The sequence below is a fragment of the Marivita sp. NO-S04 genome (assembly GCF_059070475.1).
The window spans coordinates 15,893-35,280 of sequence record NZ_JBKAEE010000004.1 but is presented as its reverse complement, the minus strand read 5'-3'; the positions used below and the strand labels follow the sequence as shown (position 1 = coordinate 35,280).

Sequence of the window (19,388 nt, the reverse complement as noted above, 5' to 3'; positions counted from 1 at the left end):
ACCGCCGTTTCCAGATGGCCTCTGAATGACGGCACCTCACAATCATATGACGGATCCAGGCATGGCTGCCCGGATGAATCGATTGATCGCCAATCTGGACTCGGCCATCGAAGCCGATGACCTGTCGCGGATCGCCGGTGCAGACCACGCCCTGCGCAACGAAGTGATCGCGCTTATCGGCGGCACCGACCTGATGCAGGGCGACGCCTCCGAGCGGGTGGTCGTGCTCAATGATGCGCTGCTGGCCGTCCGACGGGCCATCGACGTGCTGTTGGACCGATCTGCCAAGCAGGCGGTGCAGAAAAAGGCGAAACTGATCTATCTGAACACCGAACGCGCCCGGAAACGGCCGGTATGATCGGCCAGACCGCATCGCGATGCAGCACATGCAGCAGGCTGCGCTGGTTTCTGACCTGTGCCGGGGCGGTGATTGTAGCCTTGTATCTGCAGCCCGACTGGGCGGTGCGGATCAGCGGACTTGTCCCGTCACCGATCGCCATCGGCTTGGGTATCTGCGGGCTTGGCAGCGTCGGCTTCGGGGTTGGTCTCTGGCGCATGCGCCGCGCACAGGACAGCTGATCCGGCTCAGGCGCGCCGGACCTCTCTGAGCGTCTGCGGTGCCGCGCTTGGCCCCGGCTTGAGATAGGTCTCCAGCGTCGCCGCGCTCAGGGGTTTCTGCTCGACACAATCCATCCCGGCCTGCGTCATGTCCCTGACAATCTCCTGATCGACATAAGCCGTCAGCCCGCAAATGAAGCATTCCCTGTCACGGAACCGGCTGCGGATGATCCGCGTGGTTTCCAAACCGTTCAGATCAGGCATGTTGCGGTCGATAAAGATCAGTTTCGGCCAGCTGTCCTGCGACGCCTTCAGGATGCGCAGGGCACCGGTTCCACCTGAGGCGGTCAGAACCTTATAGCCATAGGCCGTGAGCCGCGCGGACAGAATCTGAAGATTGACCATGTCATCATCGACAACAAGGATCGTATCACCGGGAACAAGCGTCGGGGTCTCTGGCGCCGGTGCCGCATCGTCCGGAACCACCTGCGCCACTGCGCCGTCGGCAAAGGGCAGCGTGACGGTGAACGTGGTGCCTTTGCCAAGCTCGGTGGCGAAATCGATGGTGCCCTTGCGGATCTCGACAGCCCGCTTGACCAGCGCCAATCCGACACCGACCCCTGACTGGATCTCCATCTCGGCGGCGGTGGTGACAAAAGCATCATAGATGCGCGGACGCAGCGCTTCGGAAATCCCGGTTCCGGTATCCCGGACCTGCAATTGGAGCGACCGGCTGTCCTCGAGCACAACGATGGAAAACAGCACCTCATCCCCGGCCTTTGTATGCTTGAGCGCATTCGACACCAGGTTGGTCATGATCAGGAACACGTCGGTCGCATCGACCGGCACCGAGGTTTGGCTGTTGCCGGTGACGGTCCCGTTCAGGTGAACCTGATGATGTTCTGCGATCAGAGCGTGCTGGCGCATCAGCCGATCAATCAGTTCTGCGGGACGGAAATGCACGATCTCACGCTTGCTGCCCCGGCTCAGACTGAGAATGGAACTGTACTGCAGAAGCGCATCCTTTGCCGCCTCTTCAATCATCGTGACATAGGGGTCGGCCTCGGCACCAAGCTTGCCGAAACTGCGTAGATTTTCCGCGATAGACACCAGTTTCGACAGCGGCGCGCGCATCTCGTGCGACATCAGGCGGTTGAATTCGTCCATCGCCTTGTTGGCCATGTCGAGTTCGGAATTGAGTTTCTTGACCTCGGCAAAACGCTGCGATTCCGTCAGGTCGCGCACAGTCAGGAAAAATTCCGGACAACTCTCCGACTCGTTCGATGTCAAAGTGATAGAGACAGGAATATCGCGATGCGCGCCCCGAAGCGTTGCATCGAATTTCGACGGTGTGATCCTGGACAGATCGACCCGAGAGGTTTCGGGATCGATGACCTGGGCCTCAACTGATTCTGCCGAGATCAGATCCAGAAACGTTCTTTGGCATATGGTGCAGGCGGTCCGCGTACACTCCGCACAAGTCTCCGTTGCAATGCCGGTCAGGCGCTGCAGGGCCGCATTGGCATGTACGAACTCTCCACTCCGGTTCAGGATGGCATTGCCGTCCTGCGCCGTCTTGAAAAACGCCTCGAAACGATCCCCCATCTGGCGCTTGTGATAGGCTTGCAGTGCTGCGCCCTCTTCGGATTGGCTGGCCATGGTAAAGGTGGCCATCCTTTTGCTTTGCCGGATCTTGACCAGCAGCAAGCACGCATCCGAGGCCGTGGTGATCCGGCGGATATTGGCCAACTCACGGCCCTTTGGCCCCATGAAGGAAAACGGCAGCGGCGTACTCTGATGCAATCCCGCCTTAAGCATGGCTTGCCCCACATCGCTCTCGAAATAAAGTGATAGCGCGCCAGAAACATCCAACTGATGCATGGCATGATTTTCGAAAAGGCAGGCGCCGTTTTCGTCGATCATCATGAACGGTGCAGAAGCATCGCGAATGAAATCACAAATGATCTGAATATGCTCGGAGCCCTGTGTCATACGAGAGCGAAATATCTTTTCCCGGGTGCTTCGGGCTGATTGAGGTAAACAACAACGCGGCAGCATGTATCTCCCGCAGCAATGGATTTCTGGATTTCGACATTCGCCTGCCCGGCCACCTGAGAGCTGATCGTTCCGAATACCGACGAAGTCATCATGCAAAGCGATCGACGACCAAGCGCCTTTTCTCCGAATGGGCATCGGGAATTAACCAGGGTGATTTTTCCATCTTCGATGGATTCAACTGAAAACCCTCCATCGATATGTGTCTTGAGATCGACCAGAACCTCGGCGATTTTCTCAGCCGGCAGGTCCGACAATCCGGCATCGGAACAATAGGCGGCATACAGATCCTGCCCCATTTCCGAGCCGACAAGGGCAAGATATCCCTCGGCATCAGCGTAACCGACAACGCGCTCAAGCGCGCTTGTCAGGCTTGCGATCATTTCCCGGTAAAACCCGGTTTGATTGAGTTCGTGCGTCCAATGTGACGGCATAGACCATCTCGCGTTGTTGCGTGCGCAAACCTCTCTGATGTGGGAACTGGTAACCGATTTACCGATGATCCGGCGGTACTGTTATGGTGCCGGATACAACTACGATATTCGGAAATTCCCAGAGAGTCTTGTGCAAAATATCCTAAAGGTTGCAGGCAGGACCGTGATGCAGGCTCGTCGTATTGCCTGATCTTCTTTCCCCGATGCGTTGTTTAAATTCCGGTCCAGCCGAGTTCCCCGGGGGCGGGGGAGTTTCGACTGGACCGGGCCGCGCCCCCACGAGTGTGGCGTGCGACATGCTGGCAGCGGAGGTGGCTCCGGTGATGCTCATGGTAGGGTCCGTCCTCAGGCGGCGGCGCGAAGCGGCAGGCTGGGCTCGGCGCCGGTCAGCAGCATGATGTGCTCGGCTCCGATCTCCATGCCTTCGGCCAGCACCAGCGCCCGCTGCATGACGTTTTCCAACTCGCGCACATTGCCCGGCCAGTCATGCGCCATCAGCACGGCAGACGCCGCCTCCGACAAAAGCTTGACCGGCTGGCCCGCGCCGTGACGCCGCAGCATCGCGCGCGCCAGAACCGGGATGTCCCGAGGGCGCGCTGCAAGCGGCAGTGTCTGCAGCGGGAACACGTTCAGACGGTAGAACAAATCCTCGCGGAACGTCCCCTTGGCCACTTCAGACGCCATGTGACGGTTCGAGGTCGCGATGACGCGGATATCCACAGGGGTCTCGGTCTGGCTGCCCAGAGGGGTCACCACCTTTTCCTGCAGCACCCGTAGCAGCTTGGCCTGCAGGCCCAGGGGAAGTTCGGAAATCTCGTCGAGCAGCAGCGTGCCGCCGCAGGCCGCCCGGATATAGCCCTTGTTCGGTGCGGTGGCCCCGGTAAAGGCCCCCTTCTCGTAGCCGAACAGGATCGCCTCCAGCATGCTTTCGGGAATGGCCGCGCAATTGATCGCGATGAACGGCTTGCCCGCCCGCGGCGAGGCATCATGAATAAAGCGCGACAGCACTTCCTTGCCGCTGCCCGTGGGGCCGTTGATGAACACGCTCACATCGAACCGCGCCACACGGCGCGCCATCGCCACCAGCGCTGCGGTCGAGGGATCAGCCGCCACCATCGCCCCAAAGGGGGCTGCCAGCAGATCGGCCAGCGCCAACAGCGCAGCGGTCTCACCGCAGGCAGGAAGGTCCACATGCAGAATACGGCCGCCCAATGTCTCGATCACGTCCCAGGTCTCGGCCTGCTGCCGGACCACCACAACCCGCTTTGCGCCCAGCTTGCGCGCCAGCTCTACCAATGCGGCCTGATCGGTCCCGGGACCACCCTGAACCAGCGTGTGACAGGTCGGACGGAACCCCAGACTGACCTCCAGACCCCGCTCAGAAAGCGCTGTATGAAGTGCTTCGGTAGCCTCGAAACGCGGCGCGGTGATGCAGATATCGGCCATGGGTAACCCTCTTCTTTTCTTAGCAAATTCACCCAAGCATGGATCGTGCCATCCGGCCAAAGACACCCAAGGGGCGCCCAAAACATCGATAACCGATCTCCGCAAACAGGCAGGTCTCAAATCCAAACGCCAATTGTCAGAAAACCGACGCTCACACCCCTTTCCTAGACGTCACATGTCGAACTGTCGTCGGGCCAAGCGGATCATCAAAGCTCTCTTAAGACGGAGCGAACGAGATTTTTCGCCGAACCGATCAAAGGAGATAAAATCTTATCAAAAGTGTGCAAAGCACGGCCCTGCATCCTGCCAAAACCGTGTCATGGCAGGGAAATGAACTAAAGTTTCCTGTGGCGGATCAGCCTTTTACGACCCTGTCGATCCGGCGCATCACCGAGAGCAGCCCTTCAAGCTGACCGATGGGCACCATGTTGGGGCCGTCGCAGGGCGCGTTGTCCGGATCATCATGGGTCTCGATGAACACGGCTGCACAGCCCACCGCCACGGCAGCCCGCGCCAAGGGCGGCACGAATTCACGTTGTCCACCCGAGGATGTCCCTTGCCCGCCGGGCAGTTGCACCGAATGGGTGGCGTCGAACACCACCGGGTAGCCGGTCTGCGCCATGATCGGCAGCGACCGCATGTCCGAGACCAGCATGTTGTAGCCGAAACTCGCACCGCGTTCGCAAAGCATAATGCGGGTGTTGCCGGTGCTGGCAATCTTGGCAGCAACGTTCTCCATCTCCCAGGGGGCGAGGAACTGGCCCTTCTTGACGTTGATCGCGGCACCGGTTTCACCGGCGGCCAGCAGCAGGTCGGTCTGGCGCGACAGGAAGGCGGGAATTTGCAGCACATCGACCGCTTGTGCCACGGGGGCGCATTGGTCGGACCCGTGCACGTCGGTCAGGACCGGCACGCCGAATTCGTCGCGGATCTTGGACAGGATCGTCAGGCCTTCGTCCATGCCCAGACCGCGCTTGCCTGACAGGGACGAACGGTTGGCCTTGTCATAGCTCGACTTGAAGATCCATGGCGTGTCTGTCGCCTGGGCAGCAGCCGCGATACGGGTCGCCATCATGCGCGCATGATCCAGGCTTTCAAGCTGGCACGGACCCGCGATAAGCGCAAACGGGGCAGTGTTGGAAACGGATATCTCGCCGATCTGGACGGTTTTCATGCGATCCCCTCGCGTTTCAGGACGGTTTCAATGCGGTCCACATCGACCGGGTTGTTCAACTCCCAAAACACCCGCCCCCGACCTTCGACCGGGACGCAGGTGATGGGTGTGCCGTTTTCGAGAAACCTGAGTTGCTCCAGCCCCTCGGCGCGTTCCAACGGGCCTTCCTCCCAGCCCGCATAGGCACGCAGGGCTGCAGCTGTGTAGGCATAGACCCCGACATGGTGCCAGACCTCGGGCGGGTTCTGCAGATCGCCTACGTAAGGCAGCACTTCTTTGGAGAAGTAGAGCGCGGTGCGGTCACTTCGCATGACAGCGGTGGTGCCGCCCACCCGGCCCTGCTGGCGGTCAGTGACGAAATTGGTCAGTGTCTCGGCATCGCATTTGACGACAGGCGTGGCCATCTGTGTGGTCCCGTTCATCGCACCAATGAGCGCCTCAACAAACCATGCGGGCGTCAGCGGCGCATCGCCCTGCAGGTTAATCACCACATCGGGGTCATGGTCCAACTGAGCCAGCCCTTCGGCACAGCGTTCCGACCCGTTGCGGGCCTCGGGGGAGGTCATCAGCACCTCTGCCCCAAACCCGGTGGCGGCATCAGCGATGCGGGTGTCATCGGTCAGCACGTAGACATTGGTTACGCCTGACACGGCCTGCGCCGCTTCCCATGCGCGCTGGATCAAGGTCTTTTTCTCGCCGGTCGCTCCGGTCAGTTCCACCAGCGGTTTGCCGGGATAGCGGGTCGAGGCGTAGCGGGCGGGGATGAAGACGACAACGCTCATGCAACACCTGCCCGCAGAAGATCATGGATGTGGATGAGGCCCACCAGACGGCCCGCATCAGTCACCATCAGCGCGCCGATCTTGTGCGTGTTCATCAGGGCCAAAGCCTCGGTCAGTAGTGCATCGGGGGCGATGGAGCGCGGGTTGTGTGTGGCGACCTCACCCGCGCTGCGCCCCGTCAGACCGTCGAGATTGCGCCGCAGATCCCCATCGGTGATGACGCCTTTCAGCGCCCCGTCAACCACCACGGCGGCGACGCCAAAACCCTTGGCACTCATCACCACCAAGGTCTCACCCATCGGTGTGTCGGGGCTGACCACAGGCAGGGCGTCATCCCGGTGCATGATCGCTGAAACCCGCAGCAGCTGTGCCCCCAGCGTGCCTCCGGGGTGGAAGGCGGCGTAGTGTTCGCGGTCAAAGCCGCGGTGACGCATCAGTGCCACGGCCAGCGCATCGCCAAGCGCCATGGTGAGCGTGGTCGAGGTGGTGGGTGCCATGCCGATGGCGCAGGCCTCGGGCGCGTCGGGCAGTTGCAAGACGTGCTCCGCAGCGCGGGCCAGCGTGCTGTCGGCGCGTTTGGTCACTGCAATGAGCGGGATGTCGAAGCGGGTGCAATAGGTGATCATGTCAGCCAGTTCGCGGGTCTCACCCGAGTTGGAGATCAGGATCACCACGTCATTGCGGGTGATCATGCCCAGATCGCCGTGCGACGCCTCGCCCGGATGCACCGCCTGTGCGGGCGTGCCGGTGGAGGCGAGCGTGGCCGCAATCTTGTTCGCCACATGGCCGGATTTGCCCATGCCCGACACGATCACCCGACCTTGAAGGGCCAGAATGCGGGACACCACAGCATCGAAATCAGCAGGCAATTCGGCGGCCAGCCGGGTCAGGGCGGCAGACTCGATGGCCAGCACGGTGCGCGCGATCTCGGAAGGGGTGTCGGTCATGGGAGCCTGCGGATTTGTCTGAGCGCGGTGATAGCGGGTGGGAGAGCCGGTGTCCAACGCGGGACAAGGCTTTTCGAAAAGCCTTACACGGGCCTTCGAAGGCCCATTCAAGCGGTTTCGAAACCGCTTCGGGCTCACACCTGCCGGGCACCACCATGGGGAATGGCCTCTTTGGCCCCACCCCAGATGTTCCAGCGTGACCGCATCAGCGTAATCGCCGCCGCATCCAGCTCCACCCGGCCCTTTTCCGCGACCCTGTGACGGTAGAGCGCGTCCTGCTGGTCTGCGGCGGTGGTCTTGGGTTCATATTGATCGGCCGCCAGCCAGATGCCGATGCCACTCCGGGCCAGTGCCCCCGACAGCCAGACATCGTCGACATGAAACGCATCCGCCGGGATGTCGAAGACCAGATCGTCAAAGAACTCGGGGCGCACCACCACGCCGCCATAGCCTTCGAACACATCGGCAAAGCCGGATTGCCCGATGATCCGGCGTGGCGGTTTCTGCGCCAAAGACACCTTGCTCTGTCCCGACAACATCTGCTTCAGACGCGCCCCCCGATAGGCCATGTCCCATGTCCGCGACCGGCGCTGATGACGGGGATGAACAAACGCATGGCGCGCACTCAGTCCGGCGATATCCCAACCGGCCAACGCCACCGCGCGATCCGGGTACCGGGCTGCCTCGGCCAGCAATCCCGCCGCCCAGCCGGGGCGATAATCGCGGTCATCATCGCAAAAAAGCAGTCGCACATCCTGACCTCGGTAGCGCTTGGCAGCACAGAGCACTTTGGTCGCGGGGCCGTAATCTGTTTCGCAACGGTGAATGGTAACACCTGCGGGCACGCTGGGCAGCGTGCCGTCCCAATCCGGGAACCGCCGGTAGCTTTGGGGCAGATACAGTTCAACGCCCTCTATCCCCGCCTGCGCCACAAGCGCCTCGAGTGTCGGGCCGATCAGCCCGAACCGGGGCGGAATAGACGAGAGGGTAATCAGGGTCATGTAAAAGGGCACTTCGAAACCGGGCGTGGTCTCAATAGGGGCAAGCCGGGATCCGTGCAAGCGACAGTGGCAAAGCCACGCCCATCACCCCGGACTGCCCGCCCTGTTACACCGCCTTGAGATGCCGGATCTTGGCAGGACGACTCGGGGCAACCAGGGCCGCCGCCGTTTCAACCCCGTGGAACAGCGCCTTGGCGCGATCCTCGTCTTTGTCACCCAGAAATCCGAACCATTTCGACAGGATCACCGACAGATCCGCATCTTTGACCGACGTATGGGTGCGGCGCATCATGGGATCATTGATGTTGAACGGGTAGCCTTCATGGCCGTCAATCTTGATCGACAAAGACCCCATCCCGGCATTGTCAACGACGGCCGGAAAGCGCTTGAGCATCGCTGCCGGGCCGAAGGAAAAGATCGTCCGGTCCCCCTGTACGCGGATCGCGGTGCCCACCGGGTGGAACGGCAGGTTGCCGCGGTAGACATGGGTGGCCTCATCCTCGGCATATGACGTCACCACAAGGCCGGTGGCGCGCGAATAGGCGATCGGCACCATATCCCCCAACCGCTGCATGTAGCGCCGCAGCTCCCGCACGTAATCGGCGGATAGGCAGTCGTCATCGTCGATGCGGAACTGCACCAGCGGGCGCGAGAGGAAGGAGTTGAGCCGCTTGATCTCGGGCATCAGCGCCTCGTGCACGGTGGTTTCGTCCGACACGATCAGCAACAGCCGCGCGTCGCTCTCACAGAGAGCGCGCAGACGCTTGAGATATTTGCCCGGCATGATGTCGGAGGTCAGGACGATCAGCACGAAATTGGGATCCTTCTGCGCCTTGAGCGACGGCAACAGGAAGGTTTCGAACAGGTGAAACCGCAGTGCCATGCGCGCGTCATCATAAAGCCGTTCGGCCTGCTCAAGGCGCAGCAGGTCAATATCGGTATCCGCATCGATAGCGGAATAGGCTGCCCAGTCGCCATTGCCACAAAAGGAAAACCGGCAGATGCCGATCACGGGTTCCAGAAGGTAATTCACTGCAGGCCTCATCTGTTATTTGTTTTTTCCAGAATACCGGAGTTTGAGGCGTTTTTGCGAAGGGAACCCGTCAGGACCGGGCCTTTCTCTGGGCATCGACATAGGCGCGCAGGACGGAATGCATGCGGGTCAGGTGACCTTTTGGGCCTTGGACTTCGACACAGTCGATGATGTCGGGGGCGACATGCAGCTTGACGGGCTGTTTGAAGCCCGTTGACACCCGACCCTTATCAAAGCGGTCCTTCGAAAGGCATGCCTGAAGGTTTTGTACATGCACAGTGAAGTCTCACCTTCATAACTTGGAAATTCTCGTTACCCGCCCATTAACCTTAACCCATTCTTTACGCCTCACCCCCGATAACGGGGCATGTTCCTTATGCCCGAGGCTTCGACATGACCCCCACAGCGCCCGCCGCGACCCTGCCCCAGACACATCCCTGTGCGTTTCTCCCCTCTGCCCACAGGACTGAAAAACGTGCCTTCATCACCGGGATCACCGGGCAGGACGGCGCCTATCTGGCGCAGCTTCTGCTGGACAAGGGCTACGAGGTGCATGGCGGGATGCGCCGCAATGCGCAGGCCGAACGGGCAAGGTTAGAGACACTTGGCATCGCGGATCAGGTCATCCTGCACGATCTCGACCTTTCGGAGATGACCAACATCTTCCGTCTGATCCGAGATGTGCGTGTGGATGAGTTCTACAACCTCGCAGCCCAAAGCTTTGTCGGTGCATCCTGGGACCAGCCGCTCTATACGGGTGACGTGAACGGTATGGGTGTGGCCCGGCTTCTGGACGCGTTGCGCACGCTGGCCCCCGAGACACGGTTCTACCAGGCGTCAACGTCCGAGATGTTCGGTCTGGTGCAGGCGGTGCCGCAGGCCGAAACCACGCCCTTTTATCCCCGTTCGCCTTATGGTGTGGCCAAAGCTTACGGTCACCACATCACCGTGAATTACCGCGAGAGCTTTGGCATGCACGCCTCCTGCGGAATTCTCTTCAACCATGAAAGCCCGCTTCGGGGCGAGGAATTCGTCACCCGCAAGATCACGCGGGGGCTGGCCCGGATCGCGTGCGGCGGCAATGCGCCCATCGCGTTGGGCAATCTCAGCGCCCGGCGTGACTGGGGCTTTGCCGGTGATTATGTCGAAGGCATGTGGCGGATGCTGCAACAGGACACCCCCGGCGATTACGTTCTGGCCACCGGTGTCACCACGCCGATCCGCGATTTCGTGAGCTTCGCCGCCGAGGCGCTGGACATGCCGCTGGACTGGCACGGCGAAGGTGTCGCCGAGGTGGCGACCGACCGGCGCACCGGGCGCCGCGTGATCGAGGTGAATCCAGCCTTCTTCCGCCCCGCCGAAGTGGACCTGCTGGTGGGCGATGCCAGCCGTGCCCAGCGACAGCTTGGCTGGCGGCCCAAGGTCGATGTACGCGGATTGGCCACGATGATGGCGCGCGCCGATTACGATGCCGTGGCCTAGACTCTTCCGCCGTCTAACTGGGCGGCGCGACTATCTCGACGGACTTCGCGACGGGGTCCTGCATGGTTGGGCCCTGCCAAAACCGGGGCACGGCCCAGTTCCGGTGGCGCTTTATGCCGGGCAGCAGCGTCTGGCCAACGCGCTGGCGTCGCAGTTCCGCGCCGATCTGCGCGATGCCGGGCTTGCGGGCGGCACCTGCGGCTTCAGCTTTCGGATCGACACCGACACGCCTCTGCTGCGGGTCTGTCGGATGGATGGCCCCCGCCCGGTCGAGATCGGAACGCTCCGCCAGAACGGCGCGAAACAGGCTCTGTCCAAGCCGAAACTGCCCCTCATGTCCTCGCACCCCATGTTGCGGGACGTATTGGGGCCGGGCCGTGCCGCGCTTCGTTCTGCACCCGAACCTATACGGGATCGCCCGGCGCGATTGAGCCCGCGACAAGCGCATCTTTTTGCGCAGACAGATCCAGCGACCGACCACCCGCTGCCCGATCCGCTATGCGCTTGGATGGCGTACCTGCACCCACGTCACCGGTTGGAGGCACAGTTCGATTGGGACGCGGCCCCCGAAGATGCGGCGCATTTTCTGAACTGGATAGTGACTAACTATGCCCCGATGCGTACCGGGCTACGCGTGCCACTGTCGCAGCCCACGATCCAGTGGCTGAATGCGCCGATGGTTGTGCCGGGACAGCGTACCAGCCTCAGCCGCGCCACATGGGCGGCGCTGCAGGGCGTGCCGCATCTGCGTCAAGGTATGGATTTCGGCAACCCCGACTGGGTGGATGCGATGATCACCTGGTGGTCCATCCATCAGGCCCATGCCATCGGCGCCGAGGATTGTCTCGTGCCGGATGGGTATGTGACCCGTCTGGCCGGGCTGCCATTGGATCAGGAAGAGCAGGCGTTTCCACTGTCGCGTCATCTCTTGCGATGGGCGGCCGAAACCCCTGCTCTGGCGCGGCTGTGTCCGGGCTGTGAGGAGGATCGTCGGCAGATAACGCTGGCAGCGATGGTCCGGGCGGCAGAGCGGCCCGATACGCTGAGATACGTCCCTTGGGCCAGTATAGAGACACTTCTGGAAGAGGATATGTACAGCCAGACCCCCTTGGGCACCTATCTGACCACGCTGGACCGATCCTCTGTCCCCATGTCCCGCAGCGATTATGTGGCCACCCTGCGCGGGCGCGGATACGACCTTGAGGCCCGGCGCTTTACCAGCCGCACCATAGAAGGGCACCGTCTTCACCCTGCCGCTCTGCCCGCCCCTGCGCTGCATGGCGCGCCACAGGTCGACGTGCAGGTGATCGGCCCTGTCACCAAGGCCAGCGGGTTGGGACAAGCCACCCGGGCGTCCGTGGCCGCCTTGGAGACCACTGGCCTGTCGGTGCAGGTCGTCAATTTCAGCCTCGACAACCCCGCTCCAGAGATCGACGTGCCACACACGCCACTCCAAAAGGCCCACGCGGCCCGGTTCACCCTGCTGCACCTGAACGCGGAATCCATTCCGCCGTTCTTTGCCTATTCGCCCGACATCACCGATGGGTCATATCTTTCTGCCTACATGTTCTGGGAACTCACCCGCCCTGCTGCCTGCCATGCGCTGGCCCTGCGCATGGTGGACGAGATCTGGACCGCCTCGGGTCATGGGCGCGCAATCTATGACGGTGCCTTTGACGGCCCCATCCGGGTGATGGGACTGGCCAATGATGTGGCTCCTCATCCCGACCCATTGGGCGCACGGGCCGAACTCATTGCCCGCACCGGGTTCAAGGCCGACAGCTTCCTCTGCATGGCAAGCTTTGACAGCTTTTCCTTCGTGCAGCGCAAAAACCCACTGGCCCTGATCCGCGCTTTTGCCGAGGCCTTTCCGCAAGGCGGCGCACAGCTTCTGCTCAAGACGCAGAACCGGACCCGTGTCAGCGACCCGGCACAGCGCACCATCTGGGCCGAGATCGACACGCTGACGGCAGGCGATCCACGCTTCCACGTCCTTGATGAGACCATGGGCCGCCCCGCGCTTCTGACCCTCACCGCCGGGGCTGATGCCTATCTTTCGCTGCACCGCGCCGAAGGCTGGGGGTTCGGCATGATCGAGGCGATGGCGCTTGGTGTGCCTGTGCTGGCCACGGGCACGTCCGGCAACCTCGCCTATTGCGACGACAGCACCGCATGGTTGGTCCCTGCGCAGGACGTGGCGCCCGCGCCGCAGGACTACATGTTCACCCCCAAAGGCGGGCTTTGGGGCGCGCCGGACCACGACACGGCAGTGACCCTGCTGCGCCAAATGGCCAAAGACCCTGCCACTCGCGCACGCCGGGCCAAGGCAGCCCAGACACGGGTCTTGCACGCGTTCAACCCCGAGGCCATCGGCACGCGCTACGCGGCGCGCATCGACACGGTGCTGCACCAGTCAAGGATCAGCGCGGCATGATGTTCCTCCGCTCGCGCGGCCATCCACCCTATGTCATCGGGGTCAGTTGGCCACGTTCAGGGCATCACCTTCTGGCGCGGCTGCTCAGGCTCTATTATGGCCCAAGTTTCACCTATTGCGGGTTCTATGGCCAAACCGAATGCTGTGGTCAGGTGCCCTGCACGCGGGCCGGAGCGATCCGTTATTCCAAAAACCACGACTTCGATGGTGCAGTGCCGCAGGATGGCGCACATCGCTACCTGATCCAGACCCGCGCCTTTGCGCCGTCGGTGGTGTCGAATTTTGAGCTCTATCTGCGCGAAGGTGGCAGCGATGATGCGCCCAGCTTTGCCCGCTTTGCCAGCGCACAATTCACCGCTTGGCGCGCCTTTCAGGACAGGTGGGTGTATTCCGATTTTGCGCGGTCACAGACCGTGATCCCCTACGAGGCGCTGATCCACGATCCTGCCTTGGCCATGACCTATGCATTAAGCAGCTTCGGCGACCCCGATCCCGATCCCTCGCGCCTGCGCCGCGCCATTGCGTGGGTGGACGGCGAAGAGGTGGCGCAGCGCCGCATCACCCCACGCCCCGGAAGCGGTGTTCATCCGCCACGGGATGTGACGCAATTTCGCCATTACGACGCCAAGCTCTTTGGCTATCTGGACAAACTGCGACTGACCCGACAGGAAGTAAACAGGCTGTTCCGCCACCATCTGGGCCGGGACGCTGCCGAGGCGAACATGCTTGCGCTGCAGGCCAGCCCATCGCTGGACACGCTCGAGCGGATGATCCTCGGCTCATCTGAATACACCACCCGGAGGCGGACGCTTCGGGTGGTTTGATCTGACTTGTGAGAGCGTAATCATGGCCGACCTTCCCCTCATCACTCCGGTTTTGTTGTGCGGAGGCTCCGGCACCCGGCTCTGGCCACTGTCGCGCAAGAGCTATCCCAAGCAGTTCGCGCAATTCCTGGGGGAAGAGAGCCTGTTTCAGGAAGCTGCCAAGCGCGTCTCGGGCGAAGGGTTTACCGCCCCGCTAGCCGTCACCGGCGACGGGTTCCGCTTCATCGTGGCCGAACAGCTCGACCATTGCGGACTGCGCCCGGCGGGCATCCTCATTGAACCCGAAGGCCGCAACACAGCCCCAGCCGCTGCGGCGGCCGCGTTGCATCTGGCAAAGACCAGCCCACAGGCGCTGATGCTGCTGGTGCCCGCCGATCACGCCATTCCCGATGCGCAGGCGTTCCGCGATGCGGTGATGACCGGTGCGCCTGCCGCAGCCGACGGCCAGATCGTGACCTTCGGCATCCAGCCCACCCGCGCTGAGACCGGCTATGGCTGGCTCGAGGCGGGGGCCGAAACCCTGCCCGGTGTGAATGCGCTGGAACGCTTCATCGAAAAGCCGGATCAGGCCAAGGCCGAGACACTCTTCGCCAATGACCGCTACCTGTGGAATGCGGGCCTGTTCCTGACAAGCGCCGACACGCTGATCGCCGCCTTCGAGGCACATGCCCCCGACATCCTTGAGGGCACCCGTGCCGCAATGGAGGCCGCCAAGACCGATCTGGGTTTTCTGCGCATCGACGCCCCGCTCTGGGGACAGGTCCGGGCCGAATCCATCGACTACGCCGTGATGGAACAGGCGAAAAACGTCAGCGTCGTGCGTTTTACCGGCGGCTGGTCTGATCTCGGAAGCTGGGAAGCGGTCTGGCAGGAAAGCCCGCAGGATGGCAGCGGCAACGCGCTGGCAGGGCTCTCCACGGCGATCGACTGCGAAAACACGCTGCTGCGCTCGGAAAGCGACGAGATCGAACTGGTGGGCATCGGCCTCAAGAACGTGGTCGCTGTCGCCATGCGCGACGCGGTGCTGGTGGCGGGCATGTCCGACAGCCAGAGCGTGCGCCGCGCCGTCGACCTCCTGAAAGCCCGCGAGGCGAAACAGGCGGTGCAATTGCCCGTCGATTACCGGCCTTGGGGTTGGTTCGAAACGCTCATTCTGGCGGACCGCTTCCAAGTGAAACGCATCCACGTGCATCCTGGTGCTGCGCTGTCGCTGCAAAGCCATGTTCACCGCTCGGAACACTGGATCGTGGTGGCTGGAACGGCCAAGGTCACGGTGGATGACGAGGTGAAACTGCTGACCGAGAACCAGTCGGTCTATATCCCGCTGGGCGCCGTGCACCGGATGGAGAACCCCGGCAAGGTGCCGATGGTTTTGATTGAGGTGCAGACCGGGACCTATCTTGGTGAGGATGACATCATCCGCTACGAGGACATCTATTCCCGAAGCTGATCGGGGACGCGTTGACGCGTCCGCCTCTAGCCTAGCCGTTTCGCCACAGCCTGAAGCGTCTCGCGCATCAAGACCTCTGCCCGCGCGACGCTCTCGGCCTCGGCGTAACACCGAAACTCCGGCGCATTGCCGGAGGGGCGCAGGTGGATCACGGTATCGTCGGCAAAAGACACACGCAGCCCGTCAGTCAGGTCAACGCCAGTCTCCTTGGCCCGTCCCGCAAAGAACGCCGCCCGTTCGGCGGCATCTTCGATCAGCTCTGCGATAAACGCCTTGGATGCCTCGGTCGGAATGCCCGCAATCCGGTCAGCCGCAGTAAAGCGTGGCGGCAGATCAGAGACCAATTCGGCCAAACTCACCCCCTTTGCACAAGCCATCGCCAAGGGTGCCACAATGGGCAACAGACAATCCCGGGTCATCAAGGGCGCCAGCTTGCCCGACGGGCCGTCCGCCGCGAAACCCAGCAAAAAGCCCCCATTGGCCTCATAGCCCACAACACGGCCCCCCACCTCTTCCATTGCGGCGATCACAAAGGGCGAGCCGATCATGGTGCGGATGACGGACCCGAAGTCCAACTGGTCGACAGCCGTGTTCGACGACACTGGCGTGCAGATGACCTCGGCCCCCAGCATCTGCGCCGTGAGCGGCCCCAACACATCGCCGGGCACCAACGTGCCGCTGGCATCCACCACCATCGGACGGTCGGCATCGCCATCGGTCGACACCAGCGCATCAAGCGCATGCTCGGCACACCAGCGCTTCAGCATCTCGCGCGTGTCCGCGTCCACCGCCTCGGTATCGACCGGGATGAAATGATCGGCACGGGCCAGCCGCACCACCTCGGCGCCCATCTGCATCAGCGCTTCCGCCAGCGCATCGCGCGCCACCGACGAATGTTCATAAACACCGATGCGCAACCCCTTGAGAGCATCCGCCCCAAACGCCTCGACATAGCGCGACACATAGGAAGGCACCGCACTTACCGCGCGCTGTACATCCCCCATTTCCACTGAAACAGAGACTGATCCCAGAGCCGCACCAATCGCCGCCTCGTCTATTTTCGCGATCTCTCCGCCGGGCAGGTAGAACTTCAACCCGTTGCGATCTGCCGGAATGTGGCTGCCTGTCACCATGATCGCCGCCTGCCCCGCCCCCATGGACGCCAGCGCCAGCGCAGGCGTGGGCAACACGCCATGATCCACCGCCCGGAGCCCCATCGCCCGCACCGCCGCGATCACCGCCGCCGCAATCCGTGGGGACGAGGCGCGCAGGTCCTGCCCAACATGCACCGAACCACCATGTGGGCAGGCGGTCAGGAAAGCACGTGTGTAGTCCGCGACCAGATCGTCGGTCAGTTCGGTGACAAGGCCGCGCAAGCCGCTGGTGCCGAATTTGGGGGGCATATCGTCTGTCCTTGTGCCTTGGAACCTCGCCCGCAGGTATGCCCTTGGCAGCGTCATGGGCGCAAGGACGACCGTGTCTCACGTGGCGCGGTCACGTTTTGCATATTTTCAAAAAGAAGAAGCACAGAGACAGCGCATCACTCGCTGCTTCTTCTTTTTCCAAATATGCACACACACGGCCCGCCACAGGGCGCAACGCCCGCAGGACTCACACCCCGTTTACCAAAGCGCCCCTAGCGTCCCGCCCGAATGCGGATCGCTGAAAGGGCCTGCCCGATGTCACAAATCTCCACCCTCTTGTCGCTGCCCTATATTCAACCGGCACAAGCACAGAAACACGTCACACATAACGAGGCCCTGCGCATACTGGATGCGCTGGTGCAACTGTCAGTCGAAAGCCGTGGCCTGAACGAGCCGCCGACCACCCCGACCGATGGCGCGCGCTATATCGTGGCCTCCGGCGCCACCGGGGGCTGGGCCGGACAGGACCACACCATCGCGCTGAACGCGGGCGGCGGGTGGATCTTCCTGCCCCCGAACACTGGTTGGCGCGCTTGGGTTGCGGATGAGGGCGCAGAAGTCATCTGGCAGAACGGTCTGTGGCAGGCGCAGGTTGCGGGCCTGCCCGATCGCCTTGGTTTGGGCACAAGTGCCGATCCGGTAACCAGGCTGAGCATCGCTTCACCGGACACGCTGCTCACCCATGAAGGGGGAGGGCATCAGCTCAAGGTGAACAAGGCCGCCACATCCGACACCGCCAGCCTGCTGTTCCAGTCGAACTGGACCGGCCATGCCGAGATGGGGCTGGCCGGTGAAGACGCGTTCTCGATCAAGGTCAGTGATGGGGCCGCATGGACCACTGCGCTGAGCTTTGATCCGATCACCGGCACGGCCAGTGGCGCAGCGGTGAGCAGCGGCCCGGAAGAAAGCAATCCCAACACGCTTGTGCGGGCGGGCGATGGGTACCTCAAAGGCACCATCCTCGGCACCGTGTTCAAAGACGCAAATGGCGTGCCCACCGGTGGCGTGATCGAGCGCGGTGCGAACGCCAATGGCGCGTATGTGCGCTTTGCCGATGGCACGCAGATCTGCACCAGCCCGGATATTCCCACCGGACCAATCAGCAATCAGGCCGGGGCGCTATGGCAGTCGAACCATCTCGCCTGGACCTTTCCGGTCCCCTTTGCGCCGGGGATGCCCCCGATCCTGACCGGAGAGAGTGGCAACACCGGCGCCTGGCCCACCTTTGCCCCACATGGGGTGCTGTCGACCGGGCTGAAGGCCACGGCGCTCATTCAGATCACCGTAGGGCTGAACCTGCGGATTTGTGCCATTGGGCGGTGGGCCTAAAGGCAACTCTTCAGCCCCTCATTCCCTGCATGAAGAGACTGCAACACCAATCCATCCGACGCTCACCTTTCCTTATCCGAATCGCCTTAGCGTGGCGGGCGGTAGGGAGAGGGAGGCCTTGGGTCTGATTGCGCGCGCAAAAGTACGCTCACTCCAACAGACTAAGCAGATAGGCCCCATAGTCGTTCTTGCCGAACATCTCGGCCCGCACGCGCAGGGCGTCATCGTCGATCCAGCCTTGGTGATAGGCGATCTCGTCGGGGCTGCCGATCTGTTGGCCCTGCCTGTCGCTGAGTGTGCGCACGAAGTTCCCGGCATCCAGAAGCGACCCGTGTGTGCCGGTGTCGAGCCAGGCATAGCCGCGTCCCATCAGCTCCACGCTCAGTTGACCATCGGCCAGATAGCTTTCCAGAAGCGAGGTGATCTCCAGCTCGCCCCGCTCTGACGGCTGGACCTTGGCCGCCCGCGCAGGGGCGGTCCCGTCGAGGAAATAGAGACCTGTCACCGCATAGGGGGACGGCGCTTTCAACGGCTTTTCGATGATCGTTTTCACTGTGCCATCAGGGGCAAAATCCACCACACCATAGCGTTCGGGGTCAGCAACACGGTAGCCAAATACCGTGCCGCCCGATGCCACCGCATCGGCGCTGGCCAGCACTTCGGGCAGGCCGTGGCCAAAGAAGATGTTGTCGCCCAGCACCATCGCGGAAGGCGCACCGTCGAGGAACTCTTCCGCCAGCAGATAGGCCTGTGCCAGACCATCGGGTGAGGGTTGTTCGATGAAGGTGAACGCGAGCCCCCATTGCGACCCGTCGCCCAGCAGGCGCTGGAACTGGTCCTGATCCTGCGGCGTGGTGATGATCGCGATCTCGCGGATGCCCGCCAGCATCAGCACCGACAGCGGATAATAGATCATCGGCTTGTCGTAGAGCGGCAACAGCTGCTTCGACAGCCCCATGGTGATCGGGTAAAGCCGGGTGCCCGACCCGCCTGCGAGGATGATGCCCTTGCGCGC

18 protein-coding genes are annotated in these 19,388 nt (G+C 62.4%); 7 read left to right on the top strand and 11 right to left on the bottom strand.

All coding sequences use genetic code 11. The features are described from left to right. Positions 1–61 precede the first annotated feature (61 nt). The gene (locus ACK3EW_RS24005; protein WP_493809941.1) at positions 62–358 is read left to right on the top strand and encodes a hypothetical protein; all 297 of its coding nucleotides are present in this window, start codon (positions 62–64) and stop codon (positions 356–358) included. Then, positions 355–579: a hypothetical protein gene (locus tag ACK3EW_RS24000; RefSeq protein ID WP_493809940.1), complete on the top strand. Its 225-nt coding sequence runs from the start codon at positions 355–357 to the stop codon at positions 577–579. The genes ACK3EW_RS24005 and ACK3EW_RS24000 overlap by 4 nt, the downstream gene beginning before the upstream one ends. A 6-nt stretch (positions 580–585) precedes the next feature. Here ACK3EW_RS24000 and ACK3EW_RS23995 read toward each other — a convergent pair whose 3' ends face one another. From ACK3EW_RS23995 to ACK3EW_RS23955, 9 genes are all read right to left on the bottom strand, one after another. Further along, on the bottom strand, positions 586–2,550 hold the full coding sequence (locus ACK3EW_RS23995) for an ATP-binding response regulator (protein WP_493809939.1): 1,965 nt from the start codon (positions 2,548–2,550) through the stop codon (positions 586–588). Further along, positions 2,547–3,047, bottom strand: coding sequence for a methanogen output domain 1-containing protein (locus ACK3EW_RS23990; RefSeq protein ID WP_493809938.1), 501 nt, complete (start codon positions 3,045–3,047; stop codon positions 2,547–2,549). Before ACK3EW_RS23990 ends, ACK3EW_RS23995 begins: the two co-directional genes overlap by 4 nt. Positions 3,048–3,392: 345 nt before the next feature. After that, a complete protein-coding gene (locus tag ACK3EW_RS23985; RefSeq protein ID WP_493809937.1) occupies positions 3,393–4,493 on the bottom strand; it encodes a sigma-54 interaction domain-containing protein in 1,101 nt (366 codons plus the stop codon). 355 nt (positions 4,494–4,848) lie between these two features. Continuing rightward, a complete protein-coding gene (kdsA, locus tag ACK3EW_RS23980; RefSeq protein WP_493809936.1) occupies positions 4,849–5,667 on the bottom strand; it encodes a 3-deoxy-8-phosphooctulonate synthase in 819 nt (272 codons plus the stop codon). Further along, on the bottom strand, positions 5,664–6,449 hold the full coding sequence (locus tag ACK3EW_RS23975; protein WP_493809935.1) for a 3-deoxy-manno-octulosonate cytidylyltransferase: 786 nt from the start codon (positions 6,447–6,449) through the stop codon (positions 5,664–5,666). Before ACK3EW_RS23975 ends, kdsA begins: the two co-directional genes overlap by 4 nt. After that, a complete protein-coding gene (locus ACK3EW_RS23970; protein WP_493809934.1) occupies positions 6,446–7,396 on the bottom strand; it encodes a KpsF/GutQ family sugar-phosphate isomerase in 951 nt (316 codons plus the stop codon). The genes ACK3EW_RS23975 and ACK3EW_RS23970 overlap by 4 nt, the downstream gene beginning before the upstream one ends. A 134-nt stretch (positions 7,397–7,530) precedes the next feature. Beyond that, entirely contained in the window at positions 7,531–8,397 is an 867-nt protein-coding gene (locus tag ACK3EW_RS23965; RefSeq protein WP_493809933.1) for a glycosyltransferase family 2 protein, read from the bottom strand. 106 nt (positions 8,398–8,503) lie between these two features. Beyond that, the gene (locus ACK3EW_RS23960) at positions 8,504–9,430 is read right to left on the bottom strand and encodes a glycosyltransferase (RefSeq protein WP_493809932.1); all 927 of its coding nucleotides are present in this window, start codon (positions 9,428–9,430) and stop codon (positions 8,504–8,506) included. A 70-nt stretch (positions 9,431–9,500) separates the two neighbouring features. Then, the gene (locus ACK3EW_RS23955) at positions 9,501–9,650 is read right to left on the bottom strand and encodes a hypothetical protein (RefSeq protein ID WP_493809931.1); all 150 of its coding nucleotides are present in this window, start codon (positions 9,648–9,650) and stop codon (positions 9,501–9,503) included. A 173-nt stretch (positions 9,651–9,823) separates the two neighbouring features. Here ACK3EW_RS23955 and gmd point away from each other — a divergent pair, with 173 nt between their 5' ends. Genes gmd through ACK3EW_RS23935 form a run of 4 tightly spaced genes read left to right on the top strand, consistent with a single transcriptional unit; the run spans position 9,824 to position 15,620 of the window. Beyond that, entirely contained in the window at positions 9,824–10,912 is a 1,089-nt protein-coding gene (gene gmd / locus ACK3EW_RS23950) for a GDP-mannose 4,6-dehydratase (protein WP_493809930.1), read from the top strand. Next, positions 10,899–13,346 carry a glycosyltransferase gene (locus tag ACK3EW_RS23945; protein WP_493809929.1) on the top strand — a complete coding sequence of 816 codons (2,448 nt, stop codon included), beginning with the start codon at positions 10,899–10,901 and terminating at the stop codon, positions 13,344–13,346. The genes gmd and ACK3EW_RS23945 overlap by 14 nt, the downstream gene beginning before the upstream one ends. After that, positions 13,343–14,170 carry a hypothetical protein gene (locus ACK3EW_RS23940; protein ID WP_493809928.1) on the top strand — a complete coding sequence of 276 codons (828 nt, stop codon included), beginning with the start codon at positions 13,343–13,345 and terminating at the stop codon, positions 14,168–14,170. The genes ACK3EW_RS23945 and ACK3EW_RS23940 overlap by 4 nt, the downstream gene beginning before the upstream one ends. A gap of 22 nt (positions 14,171–14,192) precedes the next feature. Beyond that, on the top strand, positions 14,193–15,620 hold the full coding sequence (locus tag ACK3EW_RS23935; protein WP_493809927.1) for a mannose-1-phosphate guanylyltransferase/mannose-6-phosphate isomerase: 1,428 nt from the start codon (positions 14,193–14,195) through the stop codon (positions 15,618–15,620). A gap of 26 nt (positions 15,621–15,646) precedes the next feature. Here ACK3EW_RS23935 and ACK3EW_RS23930 read toward each other — a convergent pair whose 3' ends face one another. Beyond that, positions 15,647–17,023, bottom strand: a complete 1,377-nt coding sequence (locus tag ACK3EW_RS23930; protein WP_493809926.1) for a phosphomannomutase — start codon at positions 17,021–17,023, stop codon at positions 15,647–15,649. A gap of 276 nt (positions 17,024–17,299) precedes the next feature. Here ACK3EW_RS23930 and ACK3EW_RS23925 point away from each other — a divergent pair, with 276 nt between their 5' ends. Beyond that, a complete protein-coding gene (locus tag ACK3EW_RS23925) occupies positions 17,300–18,373 on the top strand; it encodes a DUF2793 domain-containing protein (RefSeq protein WP_493809925.1) in 1,074 nt (357 codons plus the stop codon). 148 nt (positions 18,374–18,521) lie between these two features. On the opposite strand, the gene rfbA is transcribed toward ACK3EW_RS23925, so the two are convergent. Beyond that, entirely contained in the window at positions 18,522–19,331 is an 810-nt protein-coding gene (gene rfbA / locus ACK3EW_RS23920) for a glucose-1-phosphate thymidylyltransferase RfbA (protein WP_493809952.1), read from the bottom strand. Between the last annotated feature and the right edge of the window lie 57 nt (positions 19,332–19,388).

Excerpts from the sequence above, each read along its gene's own strand:
- ACK3EW_RS23965 (WP_493809933.1), bottom strand. The coding sequence starts at position 8,397 with ATGACCCTGATTACCCTCTCGTCTATTCCGCCCCGGTTCGGGCTGATC.
- ACK3EW_RS23945 (WP_493809929.1), top strand. The coding sequence starts at position 10,899 with ATGCCGTGGCCTAGACTCTTCCGCCGTCTAACTGGGCGGCGCGACTAT.
- ACK3EW_RS23975 (WP_493809935.1), bottom strand. The coding sequence starts at position 6,449 with ATGAGCGTTGTCGTCTTCATCCCCGCCCGCTACGCCTCGACCCGCTAT.
- kdsA (WP_493809936.1), bottom strand. The coding sequence starts at position 5,667 with ATGAAAACCGTCCAGATCGGCGAGATATCCGTTTCCAACACTGCCCCG.
- ACK3EW_RS23985 (WP_493809937.1), bottom strand. The coding sequence starts at position 4,493 with ATGGCCGATATCTGCATCACCGCGCCGCGTTTCGAGGCTACCGAAGCA.
- ACK3EW_RS23925 (WP_493809925.1), top strand. The coding sequence starts at position 17,300 with ATGTCACAAATCTCCACCCTCTTGTCGCTGCCCTATATTCAACCGGCA.
- gmd (WP_493809930.1), top strand. The coding sequence starts at position 9,824 with ATGACCCCCACAGCGCCCGCCGCGACCCTGCCCCAGACACATCCCTGT.
- ACK3EW_RS23990 (WP_493809938.1), bottom strand. The coding sequence starts at position 3,047 with ATGCCGTCACATTGGACGCACGAACTCAATCAAACCGGGTTTTACCGG.
- ACK3EW_RS23970 (WP_493809934.1), bottom strand. The coding sequence starts at position 7,396 with ATGACCGACACCCCTTCCGAGATCGCGCGCACCGTGCTGGCCATCGAG.
- ACK3EW_RS23940 (WP_493809928.1), top strand. The coding sequence starts at position 13,343 with ATGATGTTCCTCCGCTCGCGCGGCCATCCACCCTATGTCATCGGGGTC.
- ACK3EW_RS23995 (WP_493809939.1), bottom strand. The coding sequence starts at position 2,550 with ATGACACAGGGCTCCGAGCATATTCAGATCATTTGTGATTTCATTCGC.
- ACK3EW_RS24000 (WP_493809940.1), top strand. The coding sequence starts at position 355 with ATGATCGGCCAGACCGCATCGCGATGCAGCACATGCAGCAGGCTGCGC.
- ACK3EW_RS23935 (WP_493809927.1), top strand. The coding sequence starts at position 14,193 with ATGGCCGACCTTCCCCTCATCACTCCGGTTTTGTTGTGCGGAGGCTCC.
- ACK3EW_RS23930 (WP_493809926.1), bottom strand. The coding sequence starts at position 17,023 with ATGCCCCCCAAATTCGGCACCAGCGGCTTGCGCGGCCTTGTCACCGAA.
- ACK3EW_RS24005 (WP_493809941.1), top strand. The coding sequence starts at position 62 with ATGGCTGCCCGGATGAATCGATTGATCGCCAATCTGGACTCGGCCATC.
- rfbA (WP_493809952.1), bottom strand. The coding sequence starts at position 19,331 with ATGGGGCTGTCGAAGCAGCTGTTGCCGCTCTACGACAAGCCGATGATC.